The organism is Pseudomonas sp. ACN8 (assembly GCF_002303925.1).
In the GTDB taxonomy this organism is placed as follows: domain Bacteria; phylum Pseudomonadota; class Gammaproteobacteria; order Pseudomonadales; family Pseudomonadaceae; genus Aquipseudomonas.
Genome location: NZ_MRCS01000003.1, coordinates 15,813 through 33,480, shown reverse-complemented (window position 1 = coordinate 33,480; position 17,668 = coordinate 15,813). Strand labels below are relative to the sequence as shown.

The window sequence follows — 17,668 nt, the reverse complement described above, 5'->3', positions numbered from 1 at the left end:
GTTAACCGCAGAGCACGGCCGCACGTACCGGATCAATCGCCACCAGCGCAGCCAGTAGCGTCTCGATGCGCCGGGCCAGGGTGGGTTTGTCGGCATCGTTACGCTGTGTTTTCAAGCGCAGTAGCTTGAGCAGCCGGGCCTTGACCTCGAAATTCAGCTCCGGCTCCCACACCGCCAATGCGTGGTGCTGCGCGGTAGCGTCCAGCTCACCCAGCAGGTGCAAAGCCAGATCGCTCTTGCCGTATTGCTCGGCCACCCGTGCCATCAGCAGGCGCAGCAACCAACGCTGGCGTCCGGTTTGCACACCGGGCCGCGCTGCCAACCAGGCGAGTGCTACGTCGATGCCATCGCTGTCGGCCTGGACCAGTGCTTCGCTCTCCAGTGACAGAATGTCGGCATCTGCCGTGGTCAGAGTTGCCTTGGGTGCCGGTAGCCATTGCTGTGGTTGATTGCCGCTGACGTGCTGAGTGATCCAGTCGCGGGTGGTCTCGTCGGCGAAGGGTGTACCGTCGTTCCAATGCAACAGTTCCAGGCCCGGTAGGCGTTCGATGAACATGCCCAGGTCACGCTTGACGATGTCGGCCCAGCTGTCGTACGGCGCTGGTTGTTTGCTCAGCGCCTGATACAGGTACCACTGCAAATCCAGCCAGAAATGGTTCACCCCTTCGGCGTACACCCGTTCGACCTGATCGAGCAATTCAGCCCAACTCTGTTGCAGGTACAAGCGCTTGAGTTGCGCCCGGTAATCGCCACGAGGTGATGCCAGACGCGTATTGCCGCTGGCTTCCTCGGGCGGTGCCTGGTGCACCGTGTCCCAACGCAAACTCTTCATCAGCCGATGGGCCGCCAACCAGCCCTGGGGCTGTTCGCGTAAATACCCCGCCAGTGCCCGGCCATTGTCCAATAAATCACGTCCGGACTTGATGGCCGTGGGGGGTGGTGCCGCCGTGTGCAGGTTGGTTTCATGACTGGCACTGTGCTGCGGCACCAGCGCATCCACCCCACCGGACTGGGTCAACCGGGCGGACAGTGCACCATACAACGCGCCCAGGGCCGGACGCTGATCCTGCGGCCAAACCGCAAATCCGCGCTCCAGCCAGGCCAGGGCCGCCACGGTACGTTCCGCCTCGCTGCGCACCACCTCGGGGTACAGTGACAGGCTGTCCAGCACTTTGCTGCTGGCCAGCCATTCCAGCGCCATCTTGCGACTATTGGCGCGCGCCGGCAGCACCTGATCGGCGTAACGCTCCACCAGTGCGGCCAACAAGGTCAGCCCGTCAGCCAATCCGGCCTCACCGTCCTTCTGCAAACGCGCCCACAAGTAGTAGGTGGCCACCCGTAGATCCTTGCACGTCTGGGTGAGCAGCTTCTCTGCCAGTTGAGCCACCCGTTCGGCGTCCGCTCCGGACAGTTTGTTGACCTCCTCGCGCATGCGCTGAAAGTCATCGTCATACCCAGGGTCCTCGCCCACGGGCGAGCCCGCGCTGATGGGCTGGAGCCACGATTGCCAACGTTCGGCCTGACTGCGGGCCAAGGCCTGGGCGTCGCGCTCGCCCAGGCACTGACTGATCAAGGTGCGCAGGCTCATTCAAAGCTCCCATGTTGCGCATAGGGAACGTCTGCTGCGCCCTCGCTCAGAAAAATCTGCGACGGCAACGTGAAGTTACGCAACTTGAGCAAGGCCAACGGCCCCGCACCCAGTTCGGTGCGCAGGTTCCAGGTCAGGTTCAGGCCATCGGGGGCCTTGAGGGTCAAGCGGTAACGGCTATCGCCGTCGTCCAGAGGGGTGATCCTGGCTTTTTCCAGCAAGCGAATCAGGCCCCAAGTGCCTTGGTAGTCGCCAAACAGACGTTCGCCGGTATGGATGCTGGTCCAGCTCAGGCTGGCACCCGGATGGTCACCGCGCCCCGGCCAACTGAAGCGCTGCCAGAGCTCTTTCTGATTGAAGTATTGATGTTGCGCGCCGTTGAGGATGAAGGTGGTTTGCACCACATCGCGCACCGGTTTGCCCTGTAGTTCAAAACTCAGCCCCATGCCGCCGTCGGTGTAGATGACATCCGCCAATTGACTGAGCTGGTTGATCGCTGCCAGAAACTGTGGATTAAAACGCAACCCCTGACTATACCGTGGGTCGGCCACCCAACGGCTGCCTTCCTTGCGCAATACACCGCTGAGTTGGCGCTGCAAAAACTGCTCGATGCGTCCGGAATCGGCCCGAATCATCTGCCCCAACATGGGCAGAGAAGCATCGCTGGCAGTGTCTGCAAAGGGGTAGCGGCCGGCGAAGGCGCCCTGCCAGTTCGTGACAATCGCACGCTGCCACTGATTGTTGAGCCCTGCTGCCGAGGGCTGCAAGACCCGCTGCCAGGCGTCATCCAGCGGCTGCACGAACAGTGTATGGCCGATCCCGCTCCACTCTGCCCCCAGGCTGGCGGCGACCAGGCTGCCGTAGGACTGAGTGTCCGTCAGGTCGACGCTCTTGCCTTGAAACACGGTCTGCGCCAAGGCCTGGGTCATTTCCTGCGGGTCGGACGCATTGCTCACTTGCTGCAGCTTCAAACGCACACGCGTGACCCGAGTCAGGAACACTTGCAGACTCAACCGATCGTTATCGGCCTTGCCCTCGGCATCTTTGCCCAGCAGGGTCAGCAGCGGACCGAAGGTGGCATCCAGCGGACTGCGTGGTGTCAGGGTTTGCTGGTCGATCACCGACACTTTGTCCTGGTCGATCAGCTTTTGTGCGGACTTGATTAGCGAGTCCGCCAGGGCTTGGCTGCGAGTGCCCGCCTGCCCTTGATAGGCCAGGGTGTTGATCAGGGCAATCAGCGGCGACTGACGAACATCGGTCATCAGGGTCAACTGATCGATCACATCGGCCAGGCTGTCGGCCTGATGCCAACGCACACTGTTGAGAAAATCCAGCCAGGCATTCGCGTAATCCTGAAAGTAGCGTTCGGTGAGGCGCTCCCTGAGCACCTCCGGGGTCAGCTCGGCGGCGATGTCGGTCTGGTTGTCGCTGAGTACCCAGTCGATTTCCTCGCGCCGTGCCTCGGCGATGTCCTCGATGGCCTGGCGTACCTGCCCTTCCCAGGCCTGGCGGGTGAAGACGCCCGGCACGCTCGCATCGGTGGAAAACAGCGCCCGGGCGTCGGTTTCACCGACCATGTTTTGCACACCCATATCTGGGTATTGGTTAGCGAGCAGGTCGAGGACCTGTTGGTACAGGTTGGCTTCGGCATTGCGCTGGCCCAACTGGCCGAGTAACACCTGTCGGATCTGAACAACCAGCGTCGGGTCAGCCTTGATGGCCCAGTCCGGGTGCGTTGCCAGGTGCTCGCCATAGAACTGCCACAGGGTTGGCGACAGGCCTTGCCAGAGCCCCGGCGACACGCCGTCGCGCAGCGGCTCAGCGTTGCCCAGCACTCTGCTCAGGAAGATCGCATCGGCTTTTTGCGGGCGCGCCATCATCAGGTACGCCTTCAGTTGCTCGTAGGCTTCTTGGGCACGCTCAGCCCGTTGCTCGCTGCCCGGTGGCAGGCTGATCAACGCGTTGAGCTGGCGTTGCAAATTGGCCGCCGCCGGGTCACGGATCAAACGGTTGTTGGCCTCGACATAGCGCGGCCACAGGGTATCGAGCAGGTTCTGGTTCTGGTTCAGGCCGAAACGCTGATACCAGGGCGCGCCGTGTGCGGCGCGGTAATCCAGACGTGCCAGTTCGCGCACCAGATCATTGAGGGCACTCAGTTGTTCGTCGCCATTGTCCGGTTGCTCCAATGCCGCCAACGCGGTCTGCACGTGGGCGATCTGCACCCGGTTGCTGACAAACGACAGCAACAATCCCGCCCCCCATAGCGTCGCCAATCCCAGTACCAACGCATAACCGACTCGCGGAACACTCCAGCCCAGCCGACGGCTGCCGGCGTTATCACCGAGCACACCGCTCCACACCGGGGCAGGAGGCCAATCATGTTTCAGGTCATGCTGAGAGCGCTGCACCGGTAGGCTGAACCACAGCCCACGCAGCGGCACACCACGGGCAAACTCACCCGCCAAGGGCACCAGCGTATGACGCCAGCGATGAATGCCCTCGCCTTGCAAATCCCGGGACAAGCGCAGCAGGAAATCATGGCCCAGCGTACCGCCTATCTGCGCCAAGCCTTCACGGCGCAGGGGTTCGAGCAAACGATTCAGACTGCCTTGCAACGCCTGTGCATCAAAACGCGCCGGCAACAGGCACCCCACCGGCTGGGTCTTACGGGTGTTCTGTGACCACCCGCTGTCGCAAACCTGCCACAGATACAGCGGCAACTGCCAGTTCAAGCCACGGGCCAGACGCTGCAACTGGCGAACGCCCGCTCCCATTGCGGCATCATCGGCGGCTTGGGTGGTGTTCAACGCCCAGACCACGCCGTCCAGCGCACGCGAGCGACTCAGCCCTGCCCATTGTTGAGGGAATGACTGATCCAGCGACGCCTGGGCACTGCCACCCCACAACAGGACGGTGCCTTGGCCTTCCAGCCAGCGCTGTTTGGCCAGGGTCGGGGCAATGGCTTCGATTTGCGCGGGTTCGCCGACGACCAAGAGCAGGCGGACTTTGCGGCGCCAGAAGAAGCCGTAGCGGTCGCGCAGGTGCACCTTAATCGAATTGATCGAAGCAGCCTGGCCATCACGAGATTCAGGGGCGCTAACCTGCACGGGCAGAGGCAAATCATCCGCCTCCTGCAGGCGGTAAGCCGAACGCCCCAACTGATGCCCCAACAAATGGTAGCCGCCGACGCACATCACCAGGATTAAGGTCGTAGCGAATGTCACCCACAACCCTACAGCTTGGCGATCACTACCGGGCCTGAATCCAAAGACTTCTGGGTATTGCCAAACCAATACACTCAAGATCGTACCGATCAGCAACAATACGACGACCAGAACCGTCAACCACACAACACGTCGAAACTGCATTCGAAATTCCTACTTCGAGAGCGATGACACAGGCGTCAAGACCGTGCTCCAGAGCCCTGTATCAACACAGTCGCCCCCGCTGAAAATGAACTGCGGCCCAGCGCCGCATTGAATGGCCTGCGTTGCAGCGGCAATCGCCAGCCACGGTGACGCTTTGCCCGGGTGCCCTAACTGGGTATCCAGGTCATAAAACCCCTGGCCGTGCCTCGCCGGGATGGGCACTTCAGCCAAGACCGTGGTCAATGCGGCATCACGTTGCGTGTCAATCCCCACCCGCCACGTCTGTTCGATTAATTGCGGATCCAGCGGCACCCAGTCTAGGGCCTGCTGCGCGGCATAGAGCAAGGCATCTGTGGTCAGTTCGCGCTCCTGCTCCGGGCGATGCAGGTAGGCCATGGATGGCAACGTGTTTTGCGTCAAACGGTTGCCCATCAGTAGTCCAACGGCCGCCTCAGCCGTCCCCTCAGGCTGTTGCGGCATAAACTGGAACGCCACCACCAACAGCAACGCCTGATCAGCAACGCGGTGATCAAGCCACTGATCCACGACCTCTAACCCATGATTCTCAACAGGCACGGTCGATTGGCGGATACCGGACTCGCTCCAGGCCTGTCGCCATGCCTGTTGCAGCACGTTCTCCGGCAACGCGCTATCGATCTCCAGCAACAAAGCTAACGGCATATCGTCAGGTAGCTGCGTCAGGGTTTGTGCTAGGTCGGAAAGCAGCTGTCGTAGTACCCGCCGCAGCACCAGTTCGGGGACTTCACCCGCGTCGCCAACAATGCGGCTGTGACGCAACACAGATTGGTCCTGTCTGGACGGTTGCGCCTTGAGCGCCTTGACCCCGCTGAGCAAAGCATTCAGTTGTGTGGCTGGTGACGCCTCTCGCGCTCGTAGGGCCGTGTACAGACTTACACCCAGCACCTGCTGAACGCGTCGACCGCGCCGGACCTTGCGCATCAAATCGTGTTCGCGCGCCTGATCCCACCCATCAGCGACTTGCTGTTGACCGAAATACAGCAAAACACGCCCAAAACCCAGTAGGGACCACCCCAGGAGTGGCACACCCACGGCAAGCCCCCAAAAACTCAATGGCTGTTGGCGCAATGCGTGAGTGCCGAACAAAAACGTCCCACACACTCCCGGCAGCAAAAGCAGCACAGGAAATACGCCTAGCCAAAGCCAGCCCCTCGGTCGCGCAGGCCGTGGAGCCAGATCAGGGACTTGATCCAATCTGACCGACATGGCTAGCTCGCGCTCGCTTCAGGCAAAGACGAAATCAACGTGCAACCGCAAGCGCAGCGATGGCCATGAAACGCAACCGGGACGCCATTATCACGAAACACCGGATGTCCCTCGGCAATCACTGTTCGACCATGGCCGGGAACTGGGCAATCAACTGGATCACCTTGGCGTGCTGCGCCAATACCCCTGAAAACCATGACGGTGGAGCCCGACTGAACAGTGCCACCACCGGTGGTTTTATCACCGATACGAATGATATTTTTCATGCTTTATCCCCCCCCCCAAAAAACGATTCAGTTACTTACCCATCGGGAATTTTTTTACTCAATACTCCCAAGAGCGGAGCCGTCATCGAAAGTTTTCTAAACTGCATCCGACTGTTCAGCGGGTTACCTTACCGAACCACGCCAAAGTCTGTGGAACCTGATAAATCGGTGCCACAGTCGCTGCGCTTATCGTTAATACGAACATCCCTACTCATGGGGTGTTGCTAATTTTTTGGAAAAACTATCGACTTGCATTGCACCCACATCGTGATCAGTTTTGTCTTCACCGCATACGAGACCTTGCACCAGCCTGCCATTGAGTCTTCCACTGTAATCTGGTCACCCTTGATCAAATACATCTTGCTTGGATCCTGCATGGCCGGCTCGGTGTCACCGCCATATAGAAAAGTCTTTTCCTTGATTGTACCTTTGATTGAATTGGATGAATTGACAGTTTGAAATATGGGAGAACGGATCGCTTCCTCCACAGACTTTCTATCCTTGTATGGATATATGTAAGATGGCATTCCTTGAGCGTCGACCAAGTCCCCACCCATATCAAAAAACCGAGAAACCGCTTGATCTTTAACTAAGGCTTTATTCTGAAGCCTCATTGCACTCACATCATAAATATCGCTTGTCGCATCCCAAGAACCTGGCGTCTCAACACTATGAATAACAAAGAGCATCTCGCCGTACATATCATCTACAGAGAGAAGAAAGACATCATTGATTTTTCCTTTTGTCCCAGCGTACGGAAAATCATAGACAAGCACTGGCTTTCCGGGGTTAGACATTGAATAGAGAGATATTCCATCAGGATCGCGCGATAACTGACCCTCATGCAGCGCTCCTGTTTTCGTATATAAAAAACATGCCTTCGCCTCCCGCACATCGATACTACTAAAAGCCTGCACGAGACCGAGCTCATTGCACTCGCGGCCACTTGCAGTCGCGCTCGCGATCGAAGCTAATATAAATATCATCGATAATATTTTAAACATTTTTAGCATCCGCCATTAAAGTAATGCTTGAAGGCTAGCGTAATTTCCCGCTTGTATCGTTGGCGATCAGACAACCCTGCCAAACCGGTGTTGATAGGCCGAGTTACCGCAGTAACAGCGGCATCTCCGGAAAGGGATAGATTTTCCGCAATCGCGGCTATATCCCTGCCCTTCCAGAACCATAGTGCAGTCTCTATGGCTACTGCAAAACTACTTTCCAAAAGCTCAGGTTTCAAATCAATCTCTAGACCGGTTTCCTTGGCGCATTTTTTGTATGTTTCATAATGCGTCAAATGGATCAATCCACGACCTCGAAAGTCTTTTCCTGGCTGTTCTCTGCTTCCAAAACAGTGTTCACCATAGCCAGCATCATTCCCTATCAAGTGCTCATCTATCCACTTCAACTTTTCTGCATCATTTTCAAAGCGTATCCCTTTTCTTACGAATCCAGCATTGATTGCCGTTGGAGCTAACCTGTAAAGCCTAGCAGCCGTATAAGTTCTTCTGGAATAATTCAGGGACTCTCGTAAACTTAGGAATCCACCAGTTTCTTTTTTTGCCTGGGCCAGCAGGTGCGTGATCTGGTCGCAGCTATCTATGCCGTACTTCTTGAACATGCTTCCAGACGCCTCCACCATCGCGGCGATGAAAGCTAAGTTGACGTCCCTATCGCATATTTCCTCAAGAAACTCTTTCGTTAAATTGATCGTTGCGCCACACTTCTTGCAATTCAGGACTCCGTTCGCATTAGTCATGAAACGTCCAAGCAACCCCACAGGATGCAAGTGATACACCTGCCCACTCTCTGGCAGTCCAACTTTCGGTGCCACTTCATTCCACCAACTCATCTGCTTGATCCGCTCTTTCTCCGCCACCCAGTTCAGGTGCGGGGTTGAGCCACTATGGCCAAGCACTTCGTCCAACGCGTCCCATTTACTGGGGGTGTAGCACCATTCACTTTCGTAGTGGATGATCAACTGCGAAAGCGATTGCGCGTGCGCCGGAAGGCTTATTGCGGCTTGCAACTCTTCAGCCGTAATTTTTCCATCACGGTCACGGTCGATGATGTCGTACAGCCGACTCTTCATCGGCCCTTTATCCGAGGTGTCGGCCAAGGCGCCGTGACGTTCGAGTTGATCTTCACTGAAGCGGTTAATCGTTCGCAGAAAGGAAGCCAACGTTTGCCGAGGCGTGTCGTAATTGAAGATTGTGTCGTAACCCTCCCAAGACCAGGGATTGACCCAGGAGGAGACTCCCACTTCCTCGCGCACCCAGCCGTCGAGTAACGTACGGTCGGCGTCGTGGAGCAATCCCTCAAGGCGGTACCAGTTGCAAGCTTTGCGCTCAGCCGTCGCCGGGATCGCGATTTTATTCTCGGCAGGTAGCCCATCGAGCAAGCTCTTGGGAACCAATAGAGTAGCATCGATGGGTGTGCTGGCTGCGCTCAGGGTTGGCGGTTGTGTGATGTTGAAACGCTCTTGATGCGTCACAACGGCGGCACCCTTGGCCAGTTTCAGCCAGGTCTTACCCGTGGCAGGCAGCCGCTGCGCCCACGCCCGACTAGCCTCGATGAACGTTTCCACGTCATCGCCACTGAACACTTCCAAGTGCAATTTCTTTTCTGGGCGCTCTGCTGCGCTGTCTTGATACTCACCGATGTGACCGATTAAGTCGCCAGCCTTGATAGCGATGGGCTGATCAAGAACCACGATGCGGTCCGCCAACGGCTCGCGTGCGCCCTCCAGCGAATTGAAATAAACGTATTGGTTCACTCGCTCCAGCTTTCTAAACTCGCCCTCACCGCTGACCGCCACTTCCGTGCCATTGGGCAGCGTCGTAATAATGGTACTGGTAGCGCTCGCCTCGGCGCGGACGTTGAGCGAGGGATTACCCTTGACCTGATACTCGCCCCCGGCGATGGGTTTCAAAAAGTTAATGGAAAGGTAGCCGAGCAGTGAACCATCAGCACTTTTCAGAACGTCAGGCCCGTTGGTGTTCTCCAGTTTGCGGTAATCACCCTCACCGCTGAGGGTCACTTCCGCGCCCTGAGCCAGAAGAGCAAGCACCTTGCCCCGCTGCGCCTGGTTACGCACATTCAAGCCCTGCTGCCCAGGATGGCCAGGGAGTACGTCTCTCACCGTTGCCTTGACCCGACGGGTCTGCCCCTCGGGCCAAAACGCCGGGCGAGCGATGGCGGGGTCATTGTGGTAAACCACCCAGTCCTGTAGGTGCATGTACAGGCTGTAGAAGGTCAGGCTGGGCGGCACGTCCTGACTGCCCTCGACCTTCGGAGCTTGAAGGCGGTGGCGCACCAGCACAAAATTGCGTGAGAAAGGCTTTTGTACAGTCAGCGTATTGACGAAGTAGGCCGTGGTCGGCGAGCGCTCGTCGATGCGATACGCCACCACTTCACCATCCGCCAGGCAATGCACGCTGGATTGTTGTTCCATTGTGCCAGCGGTGCCGCTGTCGAAATGCACTCCGCCGTGCCACAGACCATTGCGTCCCAACGGGTAGTAACCGGACGCCGCCTTGGCCAATTGAGTTAATTGCAGCAGCGGGGGATTTTTGTCCCTGAAGGGATGGCTCCAGTTCTTCAGCGGTTGCAGTGTGGCGGTGCTTGCGGGCGCAAGTGCATGAGACTGAACTGGAGGTGACTCCGGCGTCGGCAAGACCGGCTCATCTGACACATAAATCGGTGCCCCCCGGTCACTGCTGAAAAGATCAAAAAGCTGAGAGAACAAGCTGGCCATGGTGTACTTCACTCCGGGTTTTGCAAAGGGATCAGCCAGAGAAATCCATCAGCCCCAGGGACTTGGATTTATGCTCGGTCAATTGAGGTGGCTGTGGCATTTCCAGTACTTGCTGAGCAGGGCCCAGATAGTCGAAGTGCGCCGACTTAACGTTGTAGTCCCCCTGGGTACCGGACTCGATGTGGCTCTGATCGAGCGTGATGTAGCTGCCACCGGCATTGAGGGTGATTTTCTTCTTGGCGACGATGTGGATTTCGTCTTCAGTGCTGGTGATGCTTAGCCCATGCCGGGCCATCAGTTCCAGCGTGTCGTTCTGTGCCTGGACACTCACTGGCCCCTGGTTGGCGATCAACTTGATGCCCAGTTTGCGCACAAACAGGCTTAAGCCCTGGCCCACACCGATAAACAGCCGCTTGACCACGCTGATGTCGGCCTCGGCCCCGGCGTTGAGCATCAAGTTGTCCTTCGCCGCCAACTGCAAATGCTTGCCGCTGGTCAGCGCGATGCCCTGAGGCGCGCTGAGCAATATGACCGAGGCCTTGAGTTGCTCAATCTGGTCCCGCATCAAGGAAATTTGTGCCTGCACATCCGCAGGATCGGCCTTGGCCGCTTCGGCATCGACCGACAATCCTTCCAACTGCTCGCCGGCCTGCTGCAACCGGTCCAACGCGGACCCCATTTCTAGCATTTGTCCCTGAGCTTTGGGCTGTGCATCGGCACTGATAAAAATGCCACTGCCCGCTCGGAGAGCGGCATGCCCATCGGTGCGCAACTCCGCACCCTGACCTCTCGGCTGGCGCTCGCCATCGACGATATGCCCCAGATTGAGCTGGCTCTTGCCACTGTGCTCGGTACTGAGTTTGATGTGCTCCTGCCCACGGGTGTCATCCATGCGCAATTTGTTATTAGCCGGCGTACGCAGCACGTTGCGTTTGTAATTGCGCAAGGTCACATGGTCAGGGTGCTGACTGTCGTGTAGGGCGTGGGCGATGTAGGGGCGGTCCGGATCACCTTGTTCAAAGGCAATGGCCACCTCAGTGCCGGGAATCAGCGGCAGGTGCAGACCGTGGGTATCGCCCGCGTACGGTCGAGCCAGGCGCAACCACAGGCTTTCTTCACCGGCTTTCCAGGTATCACGGTCGAACAAAAAATTGACCTTGTAGCGCCCCTCGATATCGATATGACCGTAGGGATCGTGTTCCTGCGGGCTGGTGACGCGGGCCGGGACGGTGCCGGCGATTTGCGGCTTGTTGTGCAGCGCGGGGCGAAAGCACACTGTTTCCGAGTAGGCAATGGCTTCAAAGCTGACCTCAAAACTGCGGTCGCGCGCGGCACGCGTGGTCAACTGGGTGATCACCGCACCCGGTGCAAAGGCCTGCGGTGCTCCTCCGGAGATCTTGAGCACCTGACCCGGTACCAGGGTGGCACTGCTGCTGATGCCGCTAAGTTGCGTCTGGCCATTGAGGTAACGCTCGTGACGCAGGCGGGCATAGAAAAAACCGCTTTCGCTTTGCAGGTCTTCGTCATGGGCATAGGGATCGCCCAGCACCGTATACGCTTCAGCGTAGTGGTAGGCCTCGCCGTAGGTGGTGCTGGCGCCACGGGTTTGATCAACATCGCCGTTCAGGTGGGCCGTGGCAACGCGGTGATGGTAAGCGCGGATGTTGACGTGTTTTTCTACTACTTGATGGCTGGATTGCAAGGCCCACACGCCATCCTGTCCGCTGCTGCTCAGCCCCGATTGCGGGCGGTACGCCAATTCGACGTCGAACTGGTAGTGGCGCTGGTCATCATGAAATTCCACCACGTCGATGTTCAGGCGTTCGTCGCGGGTGAAGCGGTACCAGATGCCGACGTCGGCCAGCAGACGGGAGATAAAGGCCAGGTCGCTTTCGCCGTACTGCATGACCTGTTCGCGCTTGGGGTAATCGCGCACCAGGTTGAAGAGAAAATCCTGGCCTTCAAAGTCGTGGCGACTGCGCAGGATGTTTTCGACAATCTCCGGTACCGACTGGTGTTGGTAGATACGAAACTGTTTACCCCGCCCCAGCAGGGCCAAGTGCGGTTCGAGGGTGATTTCGTAGCGGGCTTCGTCAACAGAGCCGGACAAACGTTTGAAACCGGTGACTACGCCGTGCAGCGTGCGCAGCGGCTTCACCGTGGGCGTACTCAGACCCAAGAATGGCAGGTTGTGCGGTGCACCGTGCAGGCTGAAACTGGCGTTCTGGCCGAGGATTTTTTCGGCACCGATGTCACTGTCGAAGCAGGTGAACTCCACGCGGTAATTAAAGAGTTGGCTAAGACCTTCTTGGCCCTCGAAGGCGAGAACGTCAAGCCGTGCATCAAGGTCGCGAACACTGAGTGTGTGCCGGCTGTGATCAAAAAAAGTACGCAGTTGATTGAGCATGCTCAATCCTCCAGGGCGACGGGTAATGCCGTGTCTTGGGCGTCGATAAAGTTCAGGACGATGCCTTCCTCATCGCTGTAGCCCAGGGTCACCCCAAAGGTTTTCTGCTGGGCGGCTTGGCGTTGCAGCAGTTGCTGGCTGAGCACCGGCAGGATCTGCTGGTTGAGCAGGCTGTCGATGTTGCGTGCGCCGGTGTCAGGCAGCAGGCAGGCAGCCACCAGGGCTTCATTGAGGGCGGCGTCGATCTGGCAATCCAGGCCGTAGTGACGCTGTAGACGTTTGGCGACCTGAGCCAGTTTGATCGTGACGATGGTTTTGAGGGCATCGGCTTGCAGCGGGCGATAGATCAGGGTCTGGAAACGGGCCAGCAAGGCCGGCTGGAAATGTTCGCGCAGGATCGGGCGCAGCAGCTCGTGCAGGGTGCTGTCCGGCGCGCCGGGAAACTCTTGCAGGCAGGCTTGCAGTTCATCGCTGCCGAGGTTGGAGGTCATCAAAATAACGGTGTTGCGAAAGTCGATTTCCCGCCCTTCGCCATCACGCATGCAGCCACGGTCGAAGACCTGGTAAAACAGGTTGAGGACGTCGCGGTGCGCCTTCTCCACTTCGTCGAGCAGCACGACGCTGTAGGGGCGCTGGCGCACGGCTTCGGTGAGCACGCCGCCCTGGCCGTAACCGACGTAGCCGGGTGGCGAACCTTTGAGTTGGCTGACGGTGTGGGCTTCCTGGTATTCCGAGAGGTTGATCGTGATCAGTGACTTTTCGCCACCAAACAATTTGTCGGCCAGGGCCTGGGCGGTTTCGGTTTTGCCGACGCCGCTGGTGCCCACCAACAGGAACACACCCAGAGGCGCTTTCTCGTCCGTGAGGCCGGTCTTGGCCGCACGCAGGCGTTGGGCCAAGGCGCCGAGGGCTTGGTCCTGGCCGATTACCTGTTCACCCAATTGTTGTTCCAACTCCAGTAGGCTGGCTTGTTCGTCCTTGAGCAAACTGCCCAGGGGCACGCCGGTCCAGTCGGCGATTACTTCGGCCACGCTGCGGGCGTTGACGTCCAGAGACAGCAGGGGCTGGTTGCCCTGGGCATCGCTCAGTTGTTGTTGCAGTTGCAGGCAGACGTCCATTCGTGGGGGTTCGGCCTGGCGAGCGTCGAGCAGTTGTTGGGTGAGGTCGAGTTCGTGTCGGTATTGCTCCTCGAGTTCACGTTGCAGGTGGTGCAGGTCGGCGTGTTGCGCGGCAATAATCGCCAGACGCTCATCGGCGGGGCTGCCGCTCAGTTGCTGGTCTTCTTCCAGGGCCTGACGTTCCAACTCCAGTGCGGTTTTCCGGGCCTTGAGACGGACCAACGCCTGGGGTTCGCAGTCGAGGCTCATGCGCACCCGTGCACTGGCGGTGTCGAGCAGGTCGACGGCTTTGTCTGGCAGTTGACGGCCGGTCAGGTAGCGCCGTGAGAGGTTGACCGCCGCCTGGACCGCTGTGTCCAAAATATGCACGCCATGGTGGCTGGCGTAACGCGCCTTGAGGCCACGCAGCATCAGGCTGGCGCTGGCGTCGTCCGGCTCATCGACCTTGACCATCTGGAAGCGCCGCTCCAGGGCAGCATCACGCTCGAAATATTGTTTGTACTCACTCCAGGTGGTGGCGGCGATGGTGCGTAACTCGCCACGGGCCAGGGCGGGCTTGAGCAGATTGGCGGCGTCCGCACCGCCGGCCTGGTTACCGGCGCCGATCAGGGTGTGGGCTTCGTCGATAAACAGCAGCACCGGGTGAGGCGAACGCTGCACGGCGTCGATAACGTTTTTCAGACGCTGTTCAAATTCGCCTCTGACACCGGCGCCGGCTTGCAAGAGGCCCAGATCGAGGGTGCGTACGCTGACTGGTTTGAGGCTGTCCGGCACGTTGCCTTCGGCGATGCGTAACGCCAGACCTTCAACCAGAGCCGTTTTGCCCACCCCAGGTTCGCCCACCAGAATGGGGTTGTTCTTGCGCCGACGGCTGAGGATGTCGATGACTTGCCTGATTTCATCGTCGCGACCAAACACCGGATCGATCTGCCCAGTGCGGGCTTTGGCGGTGATGTCCTGGGTGAATTTCTCCAGGATGGCGTGCAAGGCCTCGGACGGTTCCGTGCCGGGTGAGCCTGGCACTAGTTCAAGGCTGTTCAGGGTCGCTTGCTGTTGAACCTGTGGGCGCTCTTCGGAATGTTGATCAAGTGACACAAACAAACGCTGCAACTGGGTATTACTGATGCTAATCAGCGGCCAGGCGGCTTCACAGGCGAGCAGGCTGGGCGACTCCAGCAGCGCACCCAGCAGGTGAGCCGAACGCAGGGTGTCGTTGTTACCGTCCAGGGAGGCCTGTAACCAGGCACTCTTGATCAATTGTTGCAGCTTGCTGCATAACTGCGGCTTGCTCTGCACACTGCGCGGCAAGGTGTCGAGGTGGTCGAGCAGCCCCCGCCAGATTGCATCCATATCCCATTCATAGCGACGGGCGATAAGGGTCAGGTCGCCTTCGCCCTGCTCCAGCAACTTGAGCAGCCAGTGCTCGATACTGATCAGCCCATGGGCACGACTCTGGCACAAGGAGGCCGCCGCGCTCAGTGCCTGGGCGCAATAGGGGTTGAGGCGGCGAAGCAAACGAGTGGAGTTCTGGGCCATGGGGTACATCCCTGTTGTGGATTTTCGACGGGCCGTCAAAGGCACATGCCATTCAATGTGTTTGGCTCAGCGCCCGCGAACGGAGGCTCAACCCAGCACACTGCGAACCAGCAGACGGCAACCCGCCTGCTGGCCTCTCACATCAAGCGCTCTGGCGTTCGTTCCAAGAGTCGGAGTGAATGATGTTGCCGTCTTTGTAGGTCCAGGTGACTTTCTCGTAGCGCAACTCAACCTGCTCCAGATGGTTGTGCTTTTCCTTGGTCGGGTCTTTGACGTCGTGCATTTTTGGCGCGACTTTTACGACCTTGACGTTTTCCAGCTTGGTGATGAAGTACTCGACTTCCTGACCGGCGTCATCGATGCGGTACCACTTGAACTCGGCACTCTTGAGGGTCTGGCCAGTGGTCACGGCCTTGTACAGGTAAGGGCTGGACGCATCGATTTCCTTGGAGAACAGGAACGGGGTATGTACCCGGGTGCCGGTCAGCTTGCCGGTGTTGTTGTCGGTAGGGATGTACAGGCTGTGGTCCTGGGCAATCACTTCAATGCTGCCTTCGCGCTTTTGTACATCTACAGACCCTTTGATTTCAGCGCCGCCGTCATCTTGCAGCCATAGGTAAACGGGAATAGCCATGTGAAGCTCCTTTTCTCAAAATTTGAATGCCGCAGGTTGCGACAGGGGTGTCTGTCCAGCACCGCCGTGGGCAACGCGCAGGCCCCCACTTCCGGCACCAGACGGATATCGACGCGACGGTTGGCAGCACGCCCAACCTCGGTGTCATTGCTGGCCACTGGCTGACTGGCACCAAAGCCCTGGACCGCAAAACAACTGTCGGGGATGTCGCCCATGCGCTGCATCCAGTCACGTACCGACGCGGCACGGGCACGGGATAGCTCAAGATTTTGCTTAGGGTTACCGGTGGCGTCGGTATGCCCGGCAATGACGATCAACCAGCCCGGCTGGGCCTTGATATTGACCAGGGCCGTAATCAGCACCTTGGTCGAGCCCGGTTTGAGTTCGGCGCTGCCCGTGGCGAACAGCGACAGGCTGTCCAGCCGCACTGGGTTGGGGATCTTCGCAAGCACAGGGGCCGCAGGCGGTTGTTGATGACTGGCAATAGTCGCCAGTAGAGGTTGTCGCAGAAGTTCGCCACGGTACAACCCCAGGCCCAGCGCCACTGGTTCGCCCTGCCGGTAGTAGTCGTCCAGGCGCATCGCGTCCTGGCGCAGCACGGCCACGGCGTTTTCGCGCAAGGTGAATTGCGGCTGGTCACGCCGTTCGGCCGGGGGAATGGCGGTGTAACGCCGCAGATCATCACTGACCTGGCGCAACAGCAAATTGTTCTGCCAGGCCGAGCTGGCCAAGGCCACGACGCTGGTCACCGCGAACAACCACAACGATGCAACACTTGCCCAGAGGATCGGGGAGCGTCGGGAGTGGAGCGGCAGCAAACTGAGCAAGGGGTCAGGAAACGGCAAGGCGGGACTTGGCCCCTCCAGAGGTTGCCCGGCATCACTCAAGCCCACCTTTTCACGTAACCATTGCTGCCACAGACTGCCGGCAACCCGCTGGGGCAGAATCGGTACCTGGGTAATGGCGCAGACCAGTGGATGGCGGGCGTCACGGATATCGAAGTGCGGGAGTAGCGTTTCCTTCAACCACGTCGCCGCACTGCTTAGCTGCACGCTACTGCACATACGTGAAGCGCAAGTTGCGCCGTCAGCGGCCTGCTGTTGCCAGTCGGTCAAGCTGACGCAGGCACCGGCCTCGCGCACGAGTGGGTTGGGCTGACCGGCTTCCCAACTGAACCAGGCGCCCTCGCCTTTTGCGGCTTGCAGATAGCTCACCAGCATCAGCGGTAACGCAATACCGCGTTTACGTACCAAGGTGAGCTGATGGCAGAAGGCGCGCACCCGGCCGGCCAATGCTGCGGAGTCAGTGTGCTCGCCAGGGTTGGTGATGAACATCACGCTCAGTTGCCCATTCCACTCCGGGCGTAAAGCCTGAATGCCCGTGGTGATCGGTAATAATTGCTCAAGGCTGGGGATGCGCACATAACACCCTTGCGAGGTGGTGCGCAGCGCCAATTGCTCAGCAGGCACCGCGCCGAACAGCCCCGTCAAACCATCGCCACAGACCAGGACCACTGGCTGGCTGTAAGTCAGCGCAGGTAGAGACGAATTGTCGGCCAGTACCATGCGCTCGCCCTGCTGAGCAAAACGGTGTCCCACCCGGATCCAGCCCCAGATCACTATGAGCACAACGATCAGGGCAGCCACCGCACTTATCCAGCCGGCGAACGGTATGATCGCAAGTAGTGTCAGGGCAAGTGCACCGGCCCACAGCCAGAGGCCACGTATCAACTTGAGCGGCATCACACTT

At 58.8% G+C, this 17,668-nt stretch carries 10 protein-coding genes; all 10 read right to left on the bottom strand.

Annotation, left to right across the window (positions count from 1 at the left end; all coding sequences use genetic code 11):
* Position 1 precedes the first annotated feature (1 nt).
* Complete coding sequence (gene tssA, locus BSF44_RS02350) at positions 2 to 1,588, bottom strand: type VI secretion system protein TssA (protein WP_095942093.1); 1,587 nt, start codon at positions 1,586 to 1,588, stop codon at positions 2 to 4.
* A complete protein-coding gene (locus BSF44_RS02345; RefSeq protein WP_172435293.1) occupies positions 1,585 to 4,956 on the bottom strand; it encodes an ImcF-related family protein in 3,372 nt (1,123 codons plus the stop codon). The genes tssA and BSF44_RS02345 overlap by 4 nt, the downstream gene beginning before the upstream one ends.
* Positions 4,957 to 4,965: 9 nt before the next feature.
* Complete coding sequence (locus BSF44_RS02340; RefSeq protein ID WP_224789997.1) at positions 4,966 to 6,117, bottom strand: hypothetical protein; 1,152 nt, start codon at positions 6,115 to 6,117, stop codon at positions 4,966 to 4,968.
* Positions 6,118 to 6,203: 86 nt separating this feature from the next.
* The gene (locus tag BSF44_RS02335) at positions 6,204 to 6,467 is read right to left on the bottom strand and encodes a PAAR domain-containing protein (RefSeq protein WP_095942091.1); all 264 of its coding nucleotides are present in this window, start codon (positions 6,465 to 6,467) and stop codon (positions 6,204 to 6,206) included.
* A 224-nt stretch (positions 6,468 to 6,691) separates the two neighbouring features.
* Entirely contained in the window at positions 6,692 to 7,471 is a 780-nt protein-coding gene (locus tag BSF44_RS02330; protein ID WP_095942090.1) for a hypothetical protein, read from the bottom strand.
* Positions 7,472 to 7,473: 2 nt separating this feature from the next.
* Positions 7,474 to 10,224 (bottom strand): glycoside hydrolase family 19 protein, encoded by a 2,751-nt coding sequence (locus tag BSF44_RS02325; RefSeq protein WP_256588937.1) that lies wholly within the window; start codon positions 10,222 to 10,224, stop codon positions 7,474 to 7,476.
* A gap of 31 nt (positions 10,225 to 10,255) precedes the next feature.
* A complete protein-coding gene (locus BSF44_RS02320; RefSeq protein ID WP_095942089.1) occupies positions 10,256 to 12,631 on the bottom strand; it encodes a type VI secretion system Vgr family protein in 2,376 nt (791 codons plus the stop codon).
* Between the two features lie 2 nt (positions 12,632 to 12,633).
* Positions 12,634 to 15,285 carry a type VI secretion system ATPase TssH gene (tssH, locus tag BSF44_RS02315; protein ID WP_095942088.1) on the bottom strand — a complete coding sequence of 884 codons (2,652 nt, stop codon included), beginning with the start codon at positions 15,283 to 15,285 and terminating at the stop codon, positions 12,634 to 12,636.
* 142 nt (positions 15,286 to 15,427) lie between these two features.
* On the bottom strand, positions 15,428 to 15,919 hold the full coding sequence (locus BSF44_RS02310) for an Hcp family type VI secretion system effector (protein ID WP_095942225.1): 492 nt from the start codon (positions 15,917 to 15,919) through the stop codon (positions 15,428 to 15,430).
* Positions 15,856 to 17,661, bottom strand: coding sequence for an OmpA family protein (locus tag BSF44_RS02305; protein WP_256588934.1), 1,806 nt, complete (start codon positions 17,659 to 17,661; stop codon positions 15,856 to 15,858). Before BSF44_RS02305 ends, BSF44_RS02310 begins: the two co-directional genes overlap by 64 nt.
* Positions 17,662 to 17,668: the final 7 nt, after the last annotated feature.

Coding starts and splice junctions, on each gene's coding strand:
- tssA (WP_095942093.1), bottom strand. CDS start 1,588: ATGAGCCTGCGCACCTTGATCAGTCAGTGCCTGGGCGAGCGCGACGCC.
- BSF44_RS02345 (WP_172435293.1), bottom strand. CDS start 4,956: ATGCAGTTTCGACGTGTTGTGTGGTTGACGGTTCTGGTCGTCGTATTG.
- BSF44_RS02335 (WP_095942091.1), bottom strand. CDS start 6,467: ATGAAAAATATCATTCGTATCGGTGATAAAACCACCGGTGGTGGCACT.
- BSF44_RS02330 (WP_095942090.1), bottom strand. CDS start 7,471: ATGTTTAAAATATTATCGATGATATTTATATTAGCTTCGATCGCGAGC.
- BSF44_RS02325 (WP_256588937.1), bottom strand. CDS start 10,224: ATGGCCAGCTTGTTCTCTCAGCTTTTTGATCTTTTCAGCAGTGACCGG.
- BSF44_RS02320 (WP_095942089.1), bottom strand. CDS start 12,631: ATGCTCAATCAACTGCGTACTTTTTTTGATCACAGCCGGCACACACTC.
- tssH (WP_095942088.1), bottom strand. CDS start 15,285: ATGGCCCAGAACTCCACTCGTTTGCTTCGCCGCCTCAACCCCTATTGC.
- BSF44_RS02310 (WP_095942225.1), bottom strand. CDS start 15,919: ATGGCTATTCCCGTTTACCTATGGCTGCAAGATGACGGCGGCGCTGAA.
- BSF44_RS02305 (WP_256588934.1), bottom strand. CDS start 17,661: ATGCCGCTCAAGTTGATACGTGGCCTCTGGCTGTGGGCCGGTGCACTT.